Annotated in this window: 14 protein-coding genes; 4 read left to right on the top strand and 10 right to left on the bottom strand. The window is 61.5% G+C overall.

Features of this window, described 5'->3' with window-relative positions:
• Positions 1-32: 32 nt before the first annotated feature.
• Positions 33-635, bottom strand: a complete 603-nt coding sequence (locus ACSQ2W_RS02880; RefSeq protein ID WP_436087660.1) for a TetR/AcrR family transcriptional regulator — start codon at positions 633-635, stop codon at positions 33-35.
• Between the two features lie 50 nt (positions 636-685).
• Between ACSQ2W_RS02880 and ACSQ2W_RS02875 the strand changes: the two genes are divergently transcribed.
• Entirely contained in the window at positions 686-1,135 is a 450-nt protein-coding gene (locus ACSQ2W_RS02875; RefSeq protein WP_436084892.1) for a VOC family protein, read from the top strand.
• Positions 1,136-1,478: 343 nt separating this feature from the next.
• Positions 1,479-1,745, top strand: a complete 267-nt coding sequence (locus tag ACSQ2W_RS02870; RefSeq protein WP_436084891.1) for a hypothetical protein — start codon at positions 1,479-1,481, stop codon at positions 1,743-1,745.
• A 257-nt stretch (positions 1,746-2,002) separates the two neighbouring features.
• On the opposite strand, the gene ribB is transcribed toward ACSQ2W_RS02870, so the two are convergent.
• From ribB to ACSQ2W_RS02855, 3 genes are all read right to left on the bottom strand, one after another.
• The gene (ribB, locus tag ACSQ2W_RS02865) at positions 2,003-3,103 is read right to left on the bottom strand and encodes a 3,4-dihydroxy-2-butanone-4-phosphate synthase (RefSeq protein WP_436084890.1); all 1,101 of its coding nucleotides are present in this window, start codon (positions 3,101-3,103) and stop codon (positions 2,003-2,005) included.
• A 53-nt stretch (positions 3,104-3,156) separates the two neighbouring features.
• On the bottom strand, positions 3,157-4,254 hold the full coding sequence (aroC, locus tag ACSQ2W_RS02860; protein WP_436084889.1) for a chorismate synthase: 1,098 nt from the start codon (positions 4,252-4,254) through the stop codon (positions 3,157-3,159).
• A gap of 157 nt (positions 4,255-4,411) precedes the next feature.
• Positions 4,412-7,126, bottom strand: a complete 2,715-nt coding sequence (locus ACSQ2W_RS02855) for a bifunctional diguanylate cyclase/phosphodiesterase (protein ID WP_436084888.1) — start codon at positions 7,124-7,126, stop codon at positions 4,412-4,414.
• A 250-nt stretch (positions 7,127-7,376) separates the two neighbouring features.
• Between ACSQ2W_RS02855 and ACSQ2W_RS02850 the strand changes: the two genes are divergently transcribed.
• Positions 7,377-7,637, top strand: coding sequence for a DUF1344 domain-containing protein (locus tag ACSQ2W_RS02850; RefSeq protein ID WP_436084887.1), 261 nt, complete (start codon positions 7,377-7,379; stop codon positions 7,635-7,637).
• A gap of 54 nt (positions 7,638-7,691) precedes the next feature.
• Here ACSQ2W_RS02850 and ACSQ2W_RS02845 read toward each other — a convergent pair whose 3' ends face one another.
• The 4 genes from ACSQ2W_RS02845 to ACSQ2W_RS02830 form a co-directional block, all read right to left on the bottom strand.
• A complete protein-coding gene (locus ACSQ2W_RS02845; RefSeq protein ID WP_436082270.1) occupies positions 7,692-8,276 on the bottom strand; it encodes a histidine phosphatase family protein in 585 nt (194 codons plus the stop codon).
• 92 nt (positions 8,277-8,368) lie between these two features.
• A complete protein-coding gene (gene fabI, locus ACSQ2W_RS02840) occupies positions 8,369-9,187 on the bottom strand; it encodes an enoyl-ACP reductase FabI (RefSeq protein ID WP_436084886.1) in 819 nt (272 codons plus the stop codon).
• Positions 9,188-9,412: 225 nt separating this feature from the next.
• A complete protein-coding gene (locus ACSQ2W_RS02835; RefSeq protein WP_436084885.1) occupies positions 9,413-10,513 on the bottom strand; it encodes a DnaJ C-terminal domain-containing protein in 1,101 nt (366 codons plus the stop codon).
• A gap of 228 nt (positions 10,514-10,741) precedes the next feature.
• Positions 10,742-11,194 carry an RT0821/Lpp0805 family surface protein gene (locus ACSQ2W_RS02830; protein ID WP_436084884.1) on the bottom strand — a complete coding sequence of 151 codons (453 nt, stop codon included), beginning with the start codon at positions 11,192-11,194 and terminating at the stop codon, positions 10,742-10,744.
• A 113-nt stretch (positions 11,195-11,307) separates the two neighbouring features.
• Between ACSQ2W_RS02830 and pdxH the strand changes: the two genes are divergently transcribed.
• On the top strand, positions 11,308-11,940 hold the full coding sequence (gene pdxH / locus ACSQ2W_RS02825) for a pyridoxamine 5'-phosphate oxidase (protein ID WP_436084883.1): 633 nt from the start codon (positions 11,308-11,310) through the stop codon (positions 11,938-11,940).
• A gap of 12 nt (positions 11,941-11,952) precedes the next feature.
• On the opposite strand, the gene ACSQ2W_RS02820 is transcribed toward pdxH, so the two are convergent.
• Both ACSQ2W_RS02820 and tldD read right to left on the bottom strand, forming a co-directional pair.
• On the bottom strand, positions 11,953-12,993 hold the full coding sequence (locus ACSQ2W_RS02820) for a polysaccharide deacetylase family protein (protein ID WP_436084882.1): 1,041 nt from the start codon (positions 12,991-12,993) through the stop codon (positions 11,953-11,955).
• Between the two features lie 233 nt (positions 12,994-13,226).
• Positions 13,227-14,642: a metalloprotease TldD gene (tldD, locus tag ACSQ2W_RS02815; RefSeq protein WP_436084881.1), complete on the bottom strand. Its 1,416-nt coding sequence runs from the start codon at positions 14,640-14,642 to the stop codon at positions 13,227-13,229.
• Positions 14,643-14,645: the final 3 nt, after the last annotated feature.

Here is a 14,645-nt window from a genome sequence, read left to right as displayed (position 1 = left end):
GAAAGCGACTTGGCGTTCCCGGAGATCTGCTGTCACTGGCCCAGCGGTGCAATGGCCCGCAAAGCGGTCTCGACGATCGCATCGCCGAACTCCGGCGAGAGCGGGCGATGGCCGACCAGCAGCCGGAAGAAGACGGGTCCGTAGATCATGTCGAGGAGGGCCTCGAGATCAGGGGGCCGGATGATTTCTCCACGGGCCAGCGCCTGTTCAAGGATGATGCGACCAGCGTTTCTGCTCGACAGGATCACCTGGTTGCGGAACGCCTTGGTGAATTCGCTTTCCGGGTCAGCGGCCGCGAGCGCCATGGTGATTTGCCGCCCACGCGTGCTGGCGAAGGCAGTTATCAGCCCACGCATCTGCGCACCAAGGGCGGCGTGCGCGGTGGCCCCTTCGGCCTCCGCTGAGGGCAACGGATTGACCAGCAGGGCGGCCATCGCCAGTTCCTGCGCGTTGGCCCAGTTGCGATAGATCGTCGGCTTGCCGACACCGGACCGCGTTGCAACCGCCTCGATCGTCAGGCGGCCGAAGCCTTCGGTCATCAGAATCTCATGCGCCGCCTCCAGGGCACGCTTGCGCGCCGTTGCACTTGGCGGCCGCCCACGCTTCTGCGGTGTTGCGTTCCTGTCTTGACTCATATCGTTACGATACGTAACGTTAATATCCATTCCGGTCAAGGAGAAGCGTCATGCCGAGTTTCGCCAGAAAAGTGAGTGCTTATTTCATCGTAGAGGATGCAGTTCGGGCCATCGACTTTTACAAGCAAGCTTTCGGCGCAACGGAAATCTTCCGTATGACCGATCCTTCGGACGGACGGATAGGGCACGCTGAACTCCGTTTCGGAGAAACGCTGATGATGCTGGCGGATGAATACCCGGACTTCGGCGCCCTGTCTCCTGATACCATCGGCGGTTCGCCGGTGACCTTCCACGTGGATACCGACTCGACCGACGCGGCGGTCGCGCAAGCCCTCTCGGCCGGGGCGACGCTGTTGCGCCCGGCGACGGACCAGAGCTTTGGCGAGCGGGTAGCGCAGGTCATCGATCCCTACGGCCATCGCTGGATGCTGTCGCAGACCATCGAGCAAGTCACGCCTGCGGAGATGCAGCGGCGTTGGGACGAGGGGACATCCGTATGAGTGCAGCGGACCTGGAAACGCTTGAAGAGGTCGAGCGGGCCTTCAATGCGGCGATGGTATCAAACGATCCCGCCCAGACGATTAGTGCCCCCCAGCCGCCAGCTTCCATGATCTGCAGGTGAGCCTTCCAGTCGTTGACCAGCTGTTCGCTCGCGCCAAACGGCCGCCGGACGCGGCTGTACTTCAAGGGAAGCGACCCGTCCTGGCCATCGTTGTTTCTAAACCGTTGCGCCCCTGACGCTGCTTGACAGTCCAAGTTATAGGGCGTTCCGTGACTCGACGTGGACGGATTTTGGCACTCCTGGTTGACGCCGGACGTTCACGTCGCACGAGGGAGGATACAATGCCGACAATTGTTGCCTACCACAACATCACAAAGGGCGCCGAACATTGGCTCAAATCGCCAAAGCGCAAAGAGTTATTTGGTCCACTTGGCGTGACCAACATTCGAACATTCGTTGACGCGCAGGACCCGACACGGGTTGCCGTTCTTATGGACGTTCCGGACATGGACGTCGTCAAGAAGGCGCTGGAGAGCACGGCAGCTGCTGAAGCGATGGCTTATGATGGCGTGGTGCCGGAGTCCATCGTGATCCTTGTCGAATCATGAGTTTGGTTGCTCGGCAAGCCATCCCGCAAGAGGCGGTCAATTATTGCAGGCCGGTTTCGGCCATTCTGGAAAATACCAGATTCAGATAGATACTTTCCGGTGGCCGATGGAGCAAGCGGTGCAGGTGAGTTCGCGCCTGACCGGGATTGGTCGAAGTGCGAGCTCCGACGCCTCTCGGTTAAAGGGCCGCACAGAAGCGTGCCGTCACGGTAAAAAGACACCGGCCCGAACAGCCGGTGTCCCTTATTGCCGCGCGTTTACATAATCTCCGTCGCCGCGATCTGGATGCCAAAACCTTCGAGGCCGACATAGTGGCGTTCGCGCGACGAGATCAGCTTGATCGAGGTGATGCCGAGATCTTTCAGGATCTGTGCGCCAAGCCCGATTTCCAGCCATTCGCTTTCGCGCGCCTGCGCCTCGTCATGGCCCTCGCGGTCATGATTGCCTTTGCGCGCGGTCTGTGAAACGCCGACGCCGACGGAGCCTTCACGCAGGTAAACGATAACGCCGCGGCCCTGTTCGGCCATGCGTTTCATGATGTCATCGAGCGCGCAATCCTTGCCGAACACGTCGGCCGCGACATTTTCCAGATGCAGCCTGACCGGAATGTCGACGCCGTCGCGGATGTCGCCGAAGACCACCGCGAGGTGCTGCATCGGGTCCCACGGGAGCGAATAGGCATGGGCCTTGGCCTTGCCGTAGGGCGTATCGACGTCGAAGCTCGTCTCGAGCTGGATCAGCGTTTCCTTGCGCTGGCGATAGGCGATGAGGTCGGCGACGGAAACCAGCTTCAGGCCATGTTTTTCCGCAAATTCAGTGACCTGCGGGCCGCGCGTGACCGTACCGTCGTAGTTGACCAGTTCGCAGATGACGCCGATGGGCGGCAGGCTGGCAAGCTTGCAGAGGTCGACGGCCGCTTCGGTATGGCCGGATCGCATCAGCACGCCGCCTTCACGGGCAACGAGCGGGAAAATATGGCCGGGACGCGTGAAATCGGCCGCGCCGACATTCGGGTTGGCGAGGTTGCGCACCGTCAGCGTCCGGTCGTCGGCCGATATGCCGGTGGTCGTGCCATGCTTGAAGTCGATGGATACGGTAAAGGCAGTGGTATGGGCCGAATCGTTTTCCGCCACCATGGGGTTGAGGTTGAGGCGCTTGGCCTCTTCCCTCGGCATCGGCGCGCAAACGATGCCCGAGGTGTGGCGGACGATGAAGGCCATCTTTTCCGACGTGCAGTGAACGGCGGCAACGATCAGGTCGCCTTCGTTCTCGCGGCCGTCGTCGTCGATGACGACAACGATCTCGCCGGCCTCGAAGGCCCGGATGGCATCTGCAACGCGCTTCTGGTCAAAGGGCATGGAACTCTTCCTTGGATGGTGACTTGAGGCGTCCGGTCATTTCAGTCGACCAGTCATTTCAGTCGACCGGTCTGGCCGCGGTCGCGCAGGTAGTGGTCGGCGATCGTGCAGGCAAGCATGGCCTCGCCGATCGGCACCGCACGGATGCCGACGCAGGGGTCGTGACGGCCCTTGGTGCGGACATCGACATTGTTGCCGTCCGCGTCGATCGAGCGGCGCTGGGTGAGAATGGACGAGGTCGGCTTGATGGCGAAGCGGGCGATCACCGGCTGGCCGGTCGAAATGCCGCCCAGGATGCCGCCGGCATGGTTCGACAGGAAGATCGGGTTGCCGTCACTGCCCATGCGCATCTCGTCGGCGTTTTCCTCGCCGGTGATTTCGGCCGCGCCAAAACCGTTGCCGATCTCGACGCCCTTGACGGCATTGATCGACATCAGGTTGGAGGCAATGTCCTGGTCGAGCTTGGCATAGATCGGCGCACCGATGCCGGCCGGAACGCCGTCGGCCACCACCTCGACGACGGCACCGACCGAAGAGCCGGCCTTGCGGATGCCGTCGAGATATTCCTCCCAGACCGGCACAATGGCCGGGTCGGGGGCGAAGAACGGGTTGTTGCCGACTTCATTCCAGTCCCAGTTGTCGCGGTTGATCTTGTGCTTGCCGATCTGCACGAGCGCGCCGCGTACCAGAAGCCCCGGCACGACCTTGCGCGCAAGGCCGCCGGCGGCGACCCGCGCCGCCGTCTCGCGGGCGGACGAGCGGCCGCCGCCGCGATAGTCGCGAATGCCGTATTTGAGGTCATAGGTGTAGTCGGCGTGGCCCGGCCGGTAGCTCTTGGCGATCTCGGAATAATCCTTGGAGCGCTGGTCGGTATTCTCGATCATCATCGACACCGGCGTGCCGGTGGTGATCATCGTCTCGCCATCAGCGTCCAGCATGACGCCGGAGAGCACCTTCACCAGATCGTCCTCGCGGCGCTGGGTGACGAAGCGGGACTGACCGGGCTTGCGCTTGTCGAGCCAGGCCTGCACTTCGGAAAGCGTGAAGCGAATGCCGGGCGGGCAGCCGTCGATGACGCAGCCGAGCGCTGGTCCATGGCTTTCGCCCCAGGTGGTGACGCGGAAAAGATGACCGAAGGTGTTGTGCGACATGTCCAGAACCGATGTGTAAACCGCCGGCGTTCAAGGCGCCGGCATGCGACATTCATTCGGCGTGACTATTAGTGGGAAAATGCCCGAAAGGGAAAACCTTTCTGGCAAAATATGGCAATTGGCGCGTGGACAGTGTGTCTCGTCAGGAAAGCAACGATCAGGACGCCAGTTGCAGGGCTTCGGTGGTGGCGAATGCGACGAATTTCTCGAAAGTCAGCGGCTTGGCGAAGGCATAGCCCTGCAGCAGATCGCAACCGAGCAGCCCGAGCATTTCCGCATGCGCCATGGTCTCCACGCCTTCGGCCACCGTTTCGATGCCGAGCGAGCGGCCGATCTCGATGATCGAGCGGATCAGCGCCTGCTCGCTGCGGGCGTTCAGAATAGGAGCGACGAGCTGCCGGTCGATCTTCAGCCGCTTCGGCTTGATCTTCAAAAGGCTGACGATCGAGGTGTGGCCGGTACCGAAGTCGTCGATCTCTATATCGATGCCGAGCTTCTTGATGCCCTCGATATTGGCGGTGACGATGTCATCGCTCTCATCGAGGAAGATCGATTCCACCAGTTCGAAGGAGAGCTGGCCCCGCTTGAACGAAAGGCCCTGCAGCGAATTCAACAGCGTGTTGTCGCTCAATCGCTTGGCCGAGACGTTGACGGAGACCTTCGGCACGTCGATGCCCATCGCAGCCCAGCGCATGGCATCGATCAGCGCGCGGTCGAGGACGATCCGGTCGAGCGTGGCGACGACATTGAGTTCTTCGGCGATCTCGAGGAACTTGTCGGGTGTCAGGACGCCGTCGCGCGGATGGTTCCAGCGAATCAGCGCTTCGACGCCGGAAAGACGCAGGGTGCCCGCCTCGAACTGCGGCTGGTACCATGCGACGAACTGGTTCTTCTCGATGCCTTCGAGGATTTCGTCGGCGATGCGCTTGGTGGTGATGATTTCCGCCAGCAGCGCTTCGGTAAAGAATTCGCAGCGATTGCGGCCGTTTTCCTTGGCCCGGTAGAGCGCGATATCGGCATTGACCAGAAGCTGCCGTTCGTCGATCGCCATGTCGCCGGCAACCGCAATGCCGATACTGACGCCGAAGCGACAGGGGAAGCCGTGGTAGTCGACCGGCTGGCGCATCTCGGCGATGATGCGTTCCGAAAGGATCGAGAGAGAGGCCTTGTCCGGCGGATCGGCCACCAGGACGACGAACTCGTCGCCGCCGATGCGGGCGACCATGTCGCCTGCTCGCACATTGGAGCTGAGGATTTTCGACGCATGCACCAGCATCGCGTCGCCCGCCGCATGGCCGAGCGTGTCGTTGATCTGTTTGAAGCGGTCGAGGTCGATATGCAGGATGGCGATGTTCTGCAGGCCGTCCTTGCGCGCAGCCGACAGCGTTTCCAGCTCCTTGTCGAGCATGCGGCGATTGCCAAGCCCGGTCAGCGGATCGTGCAACGCATTGTGCTCGATGCGGTCCTTGGCCTCGGCGAGCTCGCCGTTCTTGGCTTCCGCCAACGCCTTCGCGGTTCTGAGCTGCTCGGTCATCAGCACGTCGTCAGTGACGTCCCAGCTGATGCCGGTGATCTTCGCCTTGCCGTCGGCGCCGGTATGCGTCGAGCCGGCATTGCGCACATGGCGGACGCTGCCGTCCGGCATGATCACGCGATATTGCGAACGGTATTCGAGGTCCTCATCCAGCGCTTTGAACAAGATCAGCGAGGCCGTGGTGATGTCGTCGGAATGAATGGTCCGCCGCCAATCTGCGTAGCTTGGTCCGCCATCGTCTGGCGGCATGCCGTGCAGATGATACATCCGCTTGTCCCAGGAACGGTGCTGCGTGTCGAGGTCGATCTCCCAGATGCCGATGTTGGAGGATTCGAGGGCCAGGTTGAGCCGGTGCGATACGGTCAGGAGTTCCCGTTCGCGGGATCGCAGCGTGGCAATGTTGCGCTGGCGTTCGTTGACGAGGCCGCCGGTCAGCAAAATCGGAACAATGATGATCGTGGCAGCGATGAGAATGGCGATGTCCAGCCAACTGCTGTTGGCCGGCTGCTGCGCCCAGCCACCGGACGGGATCGCCGCAAGTTCCCAGGTGCCGCCGGGAAGATCGAGCTGGCGAATGACCGGCTCCTTCGAGAAGATGTAGGTGTCGCCGAAGAAGGCATCCTGGATATTGTTCTTCACCGAGATGTCGCGGATTGCCAGCTGGATATCCGTATGACGGTGCCCGCGACCGGTTTCGTCTTCGTGATTGCCGTCATGGAAGAGCCGCGCGTTGCGATAGATCTCCTTCTCGTCGATGACGGCTTCCATGAAACCCCAGAAGGCCACCGTTTCATTGCTCTTCGTGAAGACGGGAGAGAAGAGGTTGAAGCCGGTGCGACCGCTTGGCAGCCTCACCGGGCCGGCGATGATCGGCTTCGCTTTCGATTGGGCGCGATCAACGGCGACCCTGGAGGAGCGGAATTTCTTGAAATCAGTGCCGATCATCCGCTCGTTTCCGACAAGCGGAAATGTCATGCGGATAACGGCATCGGGCGCGGCGCTGACACGCACCATCTGGGGATTCTGCAGGAGCAGCTTGGTCGCCAACTGGTCGAAAACCGGTTGCGGCATGTCGGGCGCGACGGAGATATTGTTGGCAAAGCCGCGAAGGGCGGTGATGTTGTTGTTGATCTCGCTCTGCAGCCGGGTGGAGATCAGGTTGAGCTCGCTCTCGACGTTGCTCTTCAGTTCGCTGTGGAAGTTTTGACGGTTCTGCTCTTTAAAGAAATAGCCACCGGTGAAGACGACGGCGGCAGCGATGACCGCGGGAAAAAGCGACGGTTTCGCCAGCCTCGCGAGCGTCGAGGCGCGGTGACGGATTGTAGCGCTTTTGGTCAACGTTCAAGAACCCCATATTCCCCGGCGTGACGGTAAACATGGAGTCTTAAGATTGGCTTTAGAGGCTGATCCTGCTATCAAATCGCCGTTTCGCCGGTCAGATGGTGTACGTCGGTCAAGATTGGTCCGCCGTGAAAATTCCGATCGGCTAAACTTTTAAAAGTCATGGCAGCGGGCGATTTTTGCCACAATCGGGGGTCAAACAGTGGGCATTACCAAATTGAATGAATCACTGAAGAGGGCAAGACAGATGCGTTTCATCGTTGCTGCATTGATGGCCGCAGCCAGTTTCTTTTCGCCGCTCGCCGCGTTTGCCGAGAGTGCGGATGTCGAAGCTGTAATTACGAGCGTCGATACCGACAAGCTGAGCCTTTCCCTTGATGACGGCAAGAGCTACCAGGCGCCCGAGGAATTCAACTTCGATGGCTTGAAAGAAGGCGTCAAGGTTCTGGTGTTCTACACCGAAGTCGATGGCAAGCGCGTCATCAACGATTTGGAAATTGTTCAGTAATTTCCGTTGCTTCCGTCGTAATCCGATGCTTTTTCCGTGACGGCGCAGGCTTTCTCAGAGCCAACCGATCGCGCCGTTCTCAATCTTCAAAATCCGGTCCTGAGGAATGGCGCCAAGGGCGGCTTCTTCCGCGTCCATCGCGCCGCACATCTTGAACAGCGTGCGGATCACGCCCCCATGGCTGACGCAGATGGTGGGCGCAGAAACACTGGAGAGCCAGGCGCCGACGCGCCAGGAGAGGATCTCGTAGCTCTCGGCATCCGGGCCCGGTGGAATGAAATCCCATTTCGACAGTTCACGCTCGGCCACACGCTCCGGCATTTCCAGTTCCAGTTCCGCCAGCGTATAGCCTTCCCAGTCGCCGAAGGAGACTTCCTTCAGCCGTTCATCCGTGCGGTAGCCGGAACGGGGAAGGCCCATGGCTTCCCGCGCCAGTTCCATGGTCTCGCGGGTCCGATGCAGCGGGCTTGCGACGAAATCGAAATTTTCCGCTTGCCTGCCGAGAAGAGAAAGAAGCGCACGGCCATTGCCGCTCGCCTGCCGCCGGCCGGTGTCGTTGAGGGGAATGTCCTTCTGGCCCTGGAGGCGGATCTGCGCGTTCCAGTCGGTTTGTCCGTGGCGGATCATGTAAATGAGCACGGAGTAACTCCGGGGCAGGGACCATCGGCCCTTATGCAAGGGAGCCGGGGCACGGGCGCGTGGCCGGAGCCCCGGAATTCTTTCGTGTCGCTTCAGTCCTTGATGACGGAGATGTCGGGCGCATCGACGGCCTTCATGCCAACGACATGGTAGCCGCTGTCGGCGTGATGCACTTCGCCGGTCACCGAGCGGGAAAGATCAGACAGCATGTAGAGGCCGACATCGCCCACTTCCTCGATGGTGACGGTACGGCGTAGCGGTGCGTTGTACTCGTTCCACTTGAGGATGTAGCGGAAGTCGCCAATGCCGGAGGCGGCCAGCGTCTTGATCGGGCCGGCCGAAATCGCATTCACCCGGATGTTCTTCGGGCCGAGGTCGACAGCCAGATATTTGACACTGGCTTCGAGGGCTGCCTTGGCAACGCCCATGACGTTGTAGTTCGGCATGACCTTCTCGGCGCCGTAGTAGGTCAGCGTCAGCATCGAGCCGCCATCCGTCATCAGCTTTTCCGCGCGGCGTGCGACCGAGGTGAACGAATAGACGGAGATCTGCATCGTCTTGGCGAAGTTTTCAGCCGATGTATCGACGTAGCGGCCCGTCAGTTCGTCCTTGTCGGAAAAACCGATCGCGTGAACGAGAAAGTCGATCTTGCCCCAGGTCCTTTCGAGTTCGTCGAAGACGGCATCGATGGTGGCTTCGTCGCTCACGTCGCAATGACCCGCCAGGATGCCGCCGACTTCGGCGACGAGCGGCTCCACGCGCTTCTTCAGCGCTTCGCCCTGATAGGTGAACGCGATCTCGCCGCCCTGCGCGTGGATTGCCCTTGCAATGCCCCATGCGATCGACCGGTTGTTTGCGACGCCCATGATAAGGCCGCGTTTACCCTTCATCAGACCGGATGTTTGCGACATGATGTTATGTCCCCAATATTGCCTGTGTTTCCCTCAGCAGTTGCCGGTGGAAATTCCGCATCGTTAAACCTGCCGGAACCCGCGCCGCCATTTGGTGGAGCCGATCCTGAATTTTCGAGCAATGGCTATGGCATAGCCGCCATTGTGGTTCAAGCGTGGTGCAGATCAGGAACTGTTAGTCCCGGTAATAATGGGTCAGCGTCCACCGGGATTGTCGTAAAAACGTTACAAATACAGTCCGTTGCGCAGGCTGCGCATAAGGTCGGTGACTTTCTCGTCCGGTTTTTCCCACAGCATAAGCCGCAACTCGACCAGTAGATCGCCGCGTTTGCCATCGGCAGACGGTAGTCCGTGGCCTTCGAGGCGGATCACATGATCCGAGCCAGACCAGGCCGGAACCGTCACCTTGGCAGGGCCTGTCAGGGTTTCCACCGTGGTCTCGCATCCGAGCACGGCGTCCTGGATGTTTACCGGCAGCGTCGTGCGCAGGTCGATGCCATCCGGCCGGAAGGTGCCATCCTGGGCAATGCGGACGGTCACGACGACGTCGCCGCGCAGCATGCCGTTCAGCCGGTAGCCCTGCTCCTTGAGACGAACGACGCTGCCATCGGTCGCGCCGGCGGGCAGGCTGACCTTCAGGGTCTGACCGTCCGGCAGCGTTGCCGTTGCCTTCTCGCGGCGAAAAATGTCCTCGACCGAGACGGTCACGTCGCAGAAGATTTCCGGCACCTTGTCGGCGGTCTTGTTTGCCGTGCCGCGAATGCGCCGGACGATGGCCGAGACCAGTTCGGCGGCGGGCGCCGCAGCGCGGGGAAAACCGCCGAAGCCTGCCGGTTTTTCGGCTGCTTCTGCTTTTGTTTCCGGTTTGGCGTCGGGTTCGGATACCGCCTCGCTCTTTGCTTCCGCTTTGGTTTCCGGCTTCGGCTCGGCTTTGGCCTGCGGTGCGGCGGCCGCGGGCTTTTTGTCCTGCGGCTTGGCGGTGTCCTGCGGCTTGACGCGATTGTCAGCGCCGAAGATCCGCGAAATCATCTCCTCGGCCGTTTCCGGATCGATGGTTTCTTCCTCGGTTGCGCCGCGCCTCCTGCGCTTCATCTCTTCCATGCGGCGCAGTTCTGCCTCGCGGCGTGCATAGTCGTAGCGGTTGCGCAGCTTCGGGTCCTTCAGCACCTCATAGGCGCGGCCGGCTTCAGCAAAGCGCTGGGTCGCCAACGGATCATCCTTGTTCTGGTCGGGATGCACGGCCTTCGCCACCGCCCGCCAGGCGGCCTTGATCTCGTCCGGTCCGGCATTGCGTCTGACGCCGAGCACTGAATAGGGATCACGCATGCTGTCACCGTTCTTGAGGGCCGAGGCACCGCATCCAGCGGGCCGGTTCAGCCTGTTGAAACAACGAGGAAACCGCGCCGCGCCGGGCACGCTCCTGATGGTTGCGATGATGGGAAGCTGCTGCTTAAATATCGGTTAGCCGCCAGGCCGGAATGGCATTGCATGGGCCAGGTCGCGCGGCTTTGTCGAAGCGTGGTTAATGGCAGGTAGCGGAATGGGACGGCTTGGCTAGCTACGTGGGCCAAAACTGGTGAGATACCATTCGCCGGTTCCAAGCATGCAGGTCTTGCCGTCGAATTTGGCGATGCCCTGGTAGGAATGGCGGGTCGTGGTAAAACTGCGGCAGACGGTGCCGTTCACCTCTTCCTCGGCGATGCTGCTGATGACGCCGGCGCTGCCGGAGCTTGAATTCGCCCAGGGGATCGGGTTCCCGGTCATCATCGTCACGTCGGCGGAGGAGACGGCGTTGCGCACCGTAATGGCGTCGGCGTTGTCCTCGTCATTTTGCGGCTGTGGCACGGAGCCGGTGGCAACGCTCCTGTCGACGTCGGAGGAGCCCGCAAGGCCAAGGCCGGCACCCACGCATCCCGACAGGGCGCCAGCCGCGAGACACAGGGCCGCCAATCCCGTCGACCGGGAGAAAACCTTTGTGTCCTTGATCCACTTTGCTATGTCTTGCACGGCATACCTGTCAGACTCGAAAGAGCGGCTTCGATGTCCAAGGACGCATCGGCAGGCTCTGACATTTTTACTCAGCGGGCGGGTCCCTCGGGCTCAATCGCCACATTGCGGCATTGGAAGACAATATGAGCGAGACCGGGTTAACAACTGGTGACTTCACGGAAGAGAACGAGCCCTTTTCCCTTTTTGGCACGTGGCTGAAAGAGGCCGAGGCATCGGAGATCAACGATCCCACTGCCGTGGCGCTGGCAACGGTCGATGCGGATGGCCTGCCGGATGTGCGCATGGTCCTCCTGAAGGACTTCGATCAGCGGGGCTTCACGTTCTACACCAATTTCGAGAGCCGCAAGGGCCAGGAAATTCTCGGCAACATGAAGGCTGCGATGTGCTTTCACTGGAAGACCCTGCGCCGTCAGGTGCGGGTGCGCGGTCCCGTCGAGATTGTCAGCAACGAAGAGGCGGACGAATATTTCAAGAGCCGCGCCCGCGGCAGCCGCATCGGCGCCTGGGCGTCGAAACAATCGCGGCCGCTCGAAAGCCGCTTCGCACTGGAAAAGGCCGTGGCCGAATATACCGCTCGCTATGTCATCGGTGAAATCCCGCGCCCTGACTACTGGTCCGGTTTCCGGATCAAGCCGACGTCGATCGAGTTCTGGAAAGACGGCGCCTTCCGTCTGCACGACCGCATCGAGTTCTGCCGCGATGCGCCGGAGGGCAACTGGAGCAAGGTCAGGATGTATCCCTGACCACCGGCGGGACTAGCTGCTTCCCATTAGCCTGAAGGGAGTGCCGGAGGCAAGCGCGCTGACATAGCCCGCCTTCTGAAAATGGCCGTTCAGCGAGATGCGGGGCAGTGCGGCTGTTTCAATGCCATTGGTCAGCGTGCCCGGCTGCGTGGTAACGGCTGTCGTGAAGCCGAGGTCTTTCGCCGTCCGGTGATCGCGCGGCGAAACGGTCCCCCTATAGCCGTAGGGATAGGCAAATGACGCCGGCCGGCGACCGGTGATACGCTCGACGCGCACGGCCGAGCGTTCCATCTCGGTTCGTACGGCATCGTCGGTCAGGCGCGCCAGCGCGCGATGCGTGATCGTGTGGGCGCCAAGACTTGCCAGGGGGTTCTCAATGAGTGTCCTCAGGCCGGTTTCATCCAGCGTCAGGTCCGCCGTCAGCTTCAGCGCATCGACGCCCTGAAAATTGGCCATGCCCTTCAGCCGGTCCACAGCCGTCGTTTCGTCGATCGCATGGATGAAGGCGGCGATACGATCGAAGGCCGCCTGTTTCTGCTGCAGCGTTGCGGCTGGCAGCGTCTCGATCTGCTTGTCGAATTGGAACTTGAGGCTCGTCTGCTGCTCCAAAAGGTCGGCAAGCACTTCCCACCAGAGTATTTCGGTCCGGTCGACGAACCCGCCGGCGACGAAGACGGTGAAGGGCACGCCATGCCTGGAGAAGACCGGGGCCGCGTAGTCGAGGTTGTTGCGATAACCGTCGTCGAGCGTGAACGCCGCGACCGGCTGAGGATCGCTCGATGCGAGGTGGGCGGGGAGCGCGTCCAGAGCAATGAACCGGTAGCCGTCGCGCTTCAGCCGGGTGATCGCCGTGTCGAGAAACTCCGGCGTGATTTCCAGATGAGAATTGGGGTCGAAGACGCGCGGCTTTTTCGGGCGGACGTGATGAAGCGTGAAGATCGCGCCGCGTCCGCGGGCGCGCCGCATCAGGCCGGCGGCATTCACCAGCCGCGCGGTTTCGAGCCCCCCGGTGATGGCGGCGCGCTTGACAAGTCTTCGCAAACTGGCTTTCACGGGCTTTTCCGACGCTTGGCGATCGAGTTTAGACGACCGGACTGTAGCGGCAGCGGCGTTAACACCTGTTGAATCCGCGACCACAGCGCCGCGCGTCAAACATGACGCGCCAAGGACGCAGTAGCGCTTTGAAACTGCTGCATAATTTTATCCTTAAATCGATTCCGATTTAAGGAATTATGCAGTAGGCGTTACAAAAAGAGAGAGCCCGGTCTCGGTGGCGGGGCCTGCCGTCAGGCCTGCGTGCCGCCGACGGTCATCTCGTTCATCCTCAGATGCGGCTGGCCGACGCCGACTGGCACCCACTGGCCGCCCTTGCCGCAATTGCCCATGCCGGTGTCGAGCTTCATGTCGTTGCCGATCATGGTGATGCGCTGCATCGCATCCGGCCCGTTGCCGATCAGCATGGCACCCTTGACCGGCGCGCCGATCTTGCCGTTGTCGATCAGGTAGGCCTCGGTGCAGCCGAAGACGAATTTGCCGGACGTGATATCGACCTGGCCGCCGCCGAAGGAGACGGCATAGATGCCCTTCTTCACTGAGGCGATGATCTCTTCGGGCGTCTTGTCGCCGGAAAGCATATAGGTGTTGGTCATGCGCGGCATCGGCACATGCGCATAGGATTCGCGCCGTCCGTTGCCGGTCGGCTTCATGCCCATCAACCGGGCGTTCTGGCGGTCCTGCATGTAGCCAACCAGCTTGCCGTCATCGATCAGCACGTTGTAACCGGACGGCGTGCCCTCGTCGTCGATGGTCAGCGATCCGCGCCGGGCTTCGATCGTGCCGTCGTCGACGACGGTCACGCCCTTCGCAGCGACCTGGCTGCCCATCAGTCCGGCAAAGGCCGATGTCTTCTTGCGATTGAAATCGCCCTCGAGGCCATGGCCGACGGCTTCATGCAGCATCACGCCCGGCCAGCCGGAGGAAAGCACCACATCCATGGTGCCGGCCGGCGCGTCGATGGCGCCCAGGTTGACCAGCGCCTGCCGCAAAGCCTCGTCGGCGCCACGCTGCCAGTTGTCGGTGGCGACGAAATCGCCGAAGCCGCGGCGGCCGCCGACGCCGTAGGTGCCGGATTCCTGCCGGTCGCCTTCGCCGACGACGACGGAAATGTTGAGACGCGTCATCGGCCGGATGTCCTGCATGCGTTCACCGTCGGCGCGCAGGATGTCGACCACCTGCCAGCTGGCGGCGATCGAAGCGGTCACCTGCCGCACCTTCGGTTCCTTGGTCCGCAGATAGGCGTCGATCTCGGCAAGCAGCGAGACCTTGGCCTCGAAGCTCGGTTCGCCGATCGGGTTCTCGTCGCCGTAGAGTTTCTTGTTGGTGCGCTGTGGCGCTGCCGCGTAGGTGCCGGAATAGCCGCGCGTTACTGCGCCGACCGCATCGGCCGCCCGCTTCAGCGCGGAGAGGGAAAGATCGCCCGCATGCGCATAGCCGACCGCTTCCCCGGCTACGGCGCGCAAGCCAAACCCCTGGTCGGTGTTGAAGCTGCCGCCCTTCAGGCGGCCATTGTCAAACGACAAACTTTCCGACTGGCTGTGCTCGATGAACAGCTCGCCGTCGTCGGCACCGGAAAGCGTCTTAGCCAGCACCTCGCGCACAGCCGCCTCGTCGCTGTCGAACAGTTTGATGAGATCGGTGTTCATGGG

The organism is Pararhizobium sp. LjRoot255 (genome assembly GCF_964252905.1).
Lineage (GTDB): Bacteria > Pseudomonadota > Alphaproteobacteria > Rhizobiales > Rhizobiaceae > Pararhizobium.
This window is presented reverse-complemented; position numbering and strand designations above follow the sequence as displayed.

Excerpts from the sequence above, each read along its gene's own strand:
- ACSQ2W_RS02870 (WP_436084891.1), top strand. The coding sequence starts at position 1,479 with ATGCCGACAATTGTTGCCTACCACAACATCACAAAGGGCGCCGAACAT.
- ACSQ2W_RS02880 (WP_436087660.1), bottom strand. The coding sequence starts at position 635 with ATGAGTCAAGACAGGAACGCAACACCGCAGAAGCGTGGGCGGCCGCCA.
- ribB (WP_436084890.1), bottom strand. The coding sequence starts at position 3,103 with ATGCCCTTTGACCAGAAGCGCGTTGCAGATGCCATCCGGGCCTTCGAG.
- ACSQ2W_RS02875 (WP_436084892.1), top strand. The coding sequence starts at position 686 with ATGCCGAGTTTCGCCAGAAAAGTGAGTGCTTATTTCATCGTAGAGGAT.
- ACSQ2W_RS02835 (WP_436084885.1), bottom strand. The coding sequence starts at position 10,513 with ATGCGTGATCCCTATTCAGTGCTCGGCGTCAGACGCAATGCCGGACCG.
- aroC (WP_436084889.1), bottom strand. The coding sequence starts at position 4,254 with ATGTCGCACAACACCTTCGGTCATCTTTTCCGCGTCACCACCTGGGGC.
- ACSQ2W_RS02850 (WP_436084887.1), top strand. The coding sequence starts at position 7,377 with ATGCGTTTCATCGTTGCTGCATTGATGGCCGCAGCCAGTTTCTTTTCG.
- tldD (WP_436084881.1), bottom strand. The coding sequence starts at position 14,642 with ATGAACACCGATCTCATCAAACTGTTCGACAGCGACGAGGCGGCTGTG.
- fabI (WP_436084886.1), bottom strand. The coding sequence starts at position 9,187 with ATGTCGCAAACATCCGGTCTGATGAAGGGTAAACGCGGCCTTATCATG.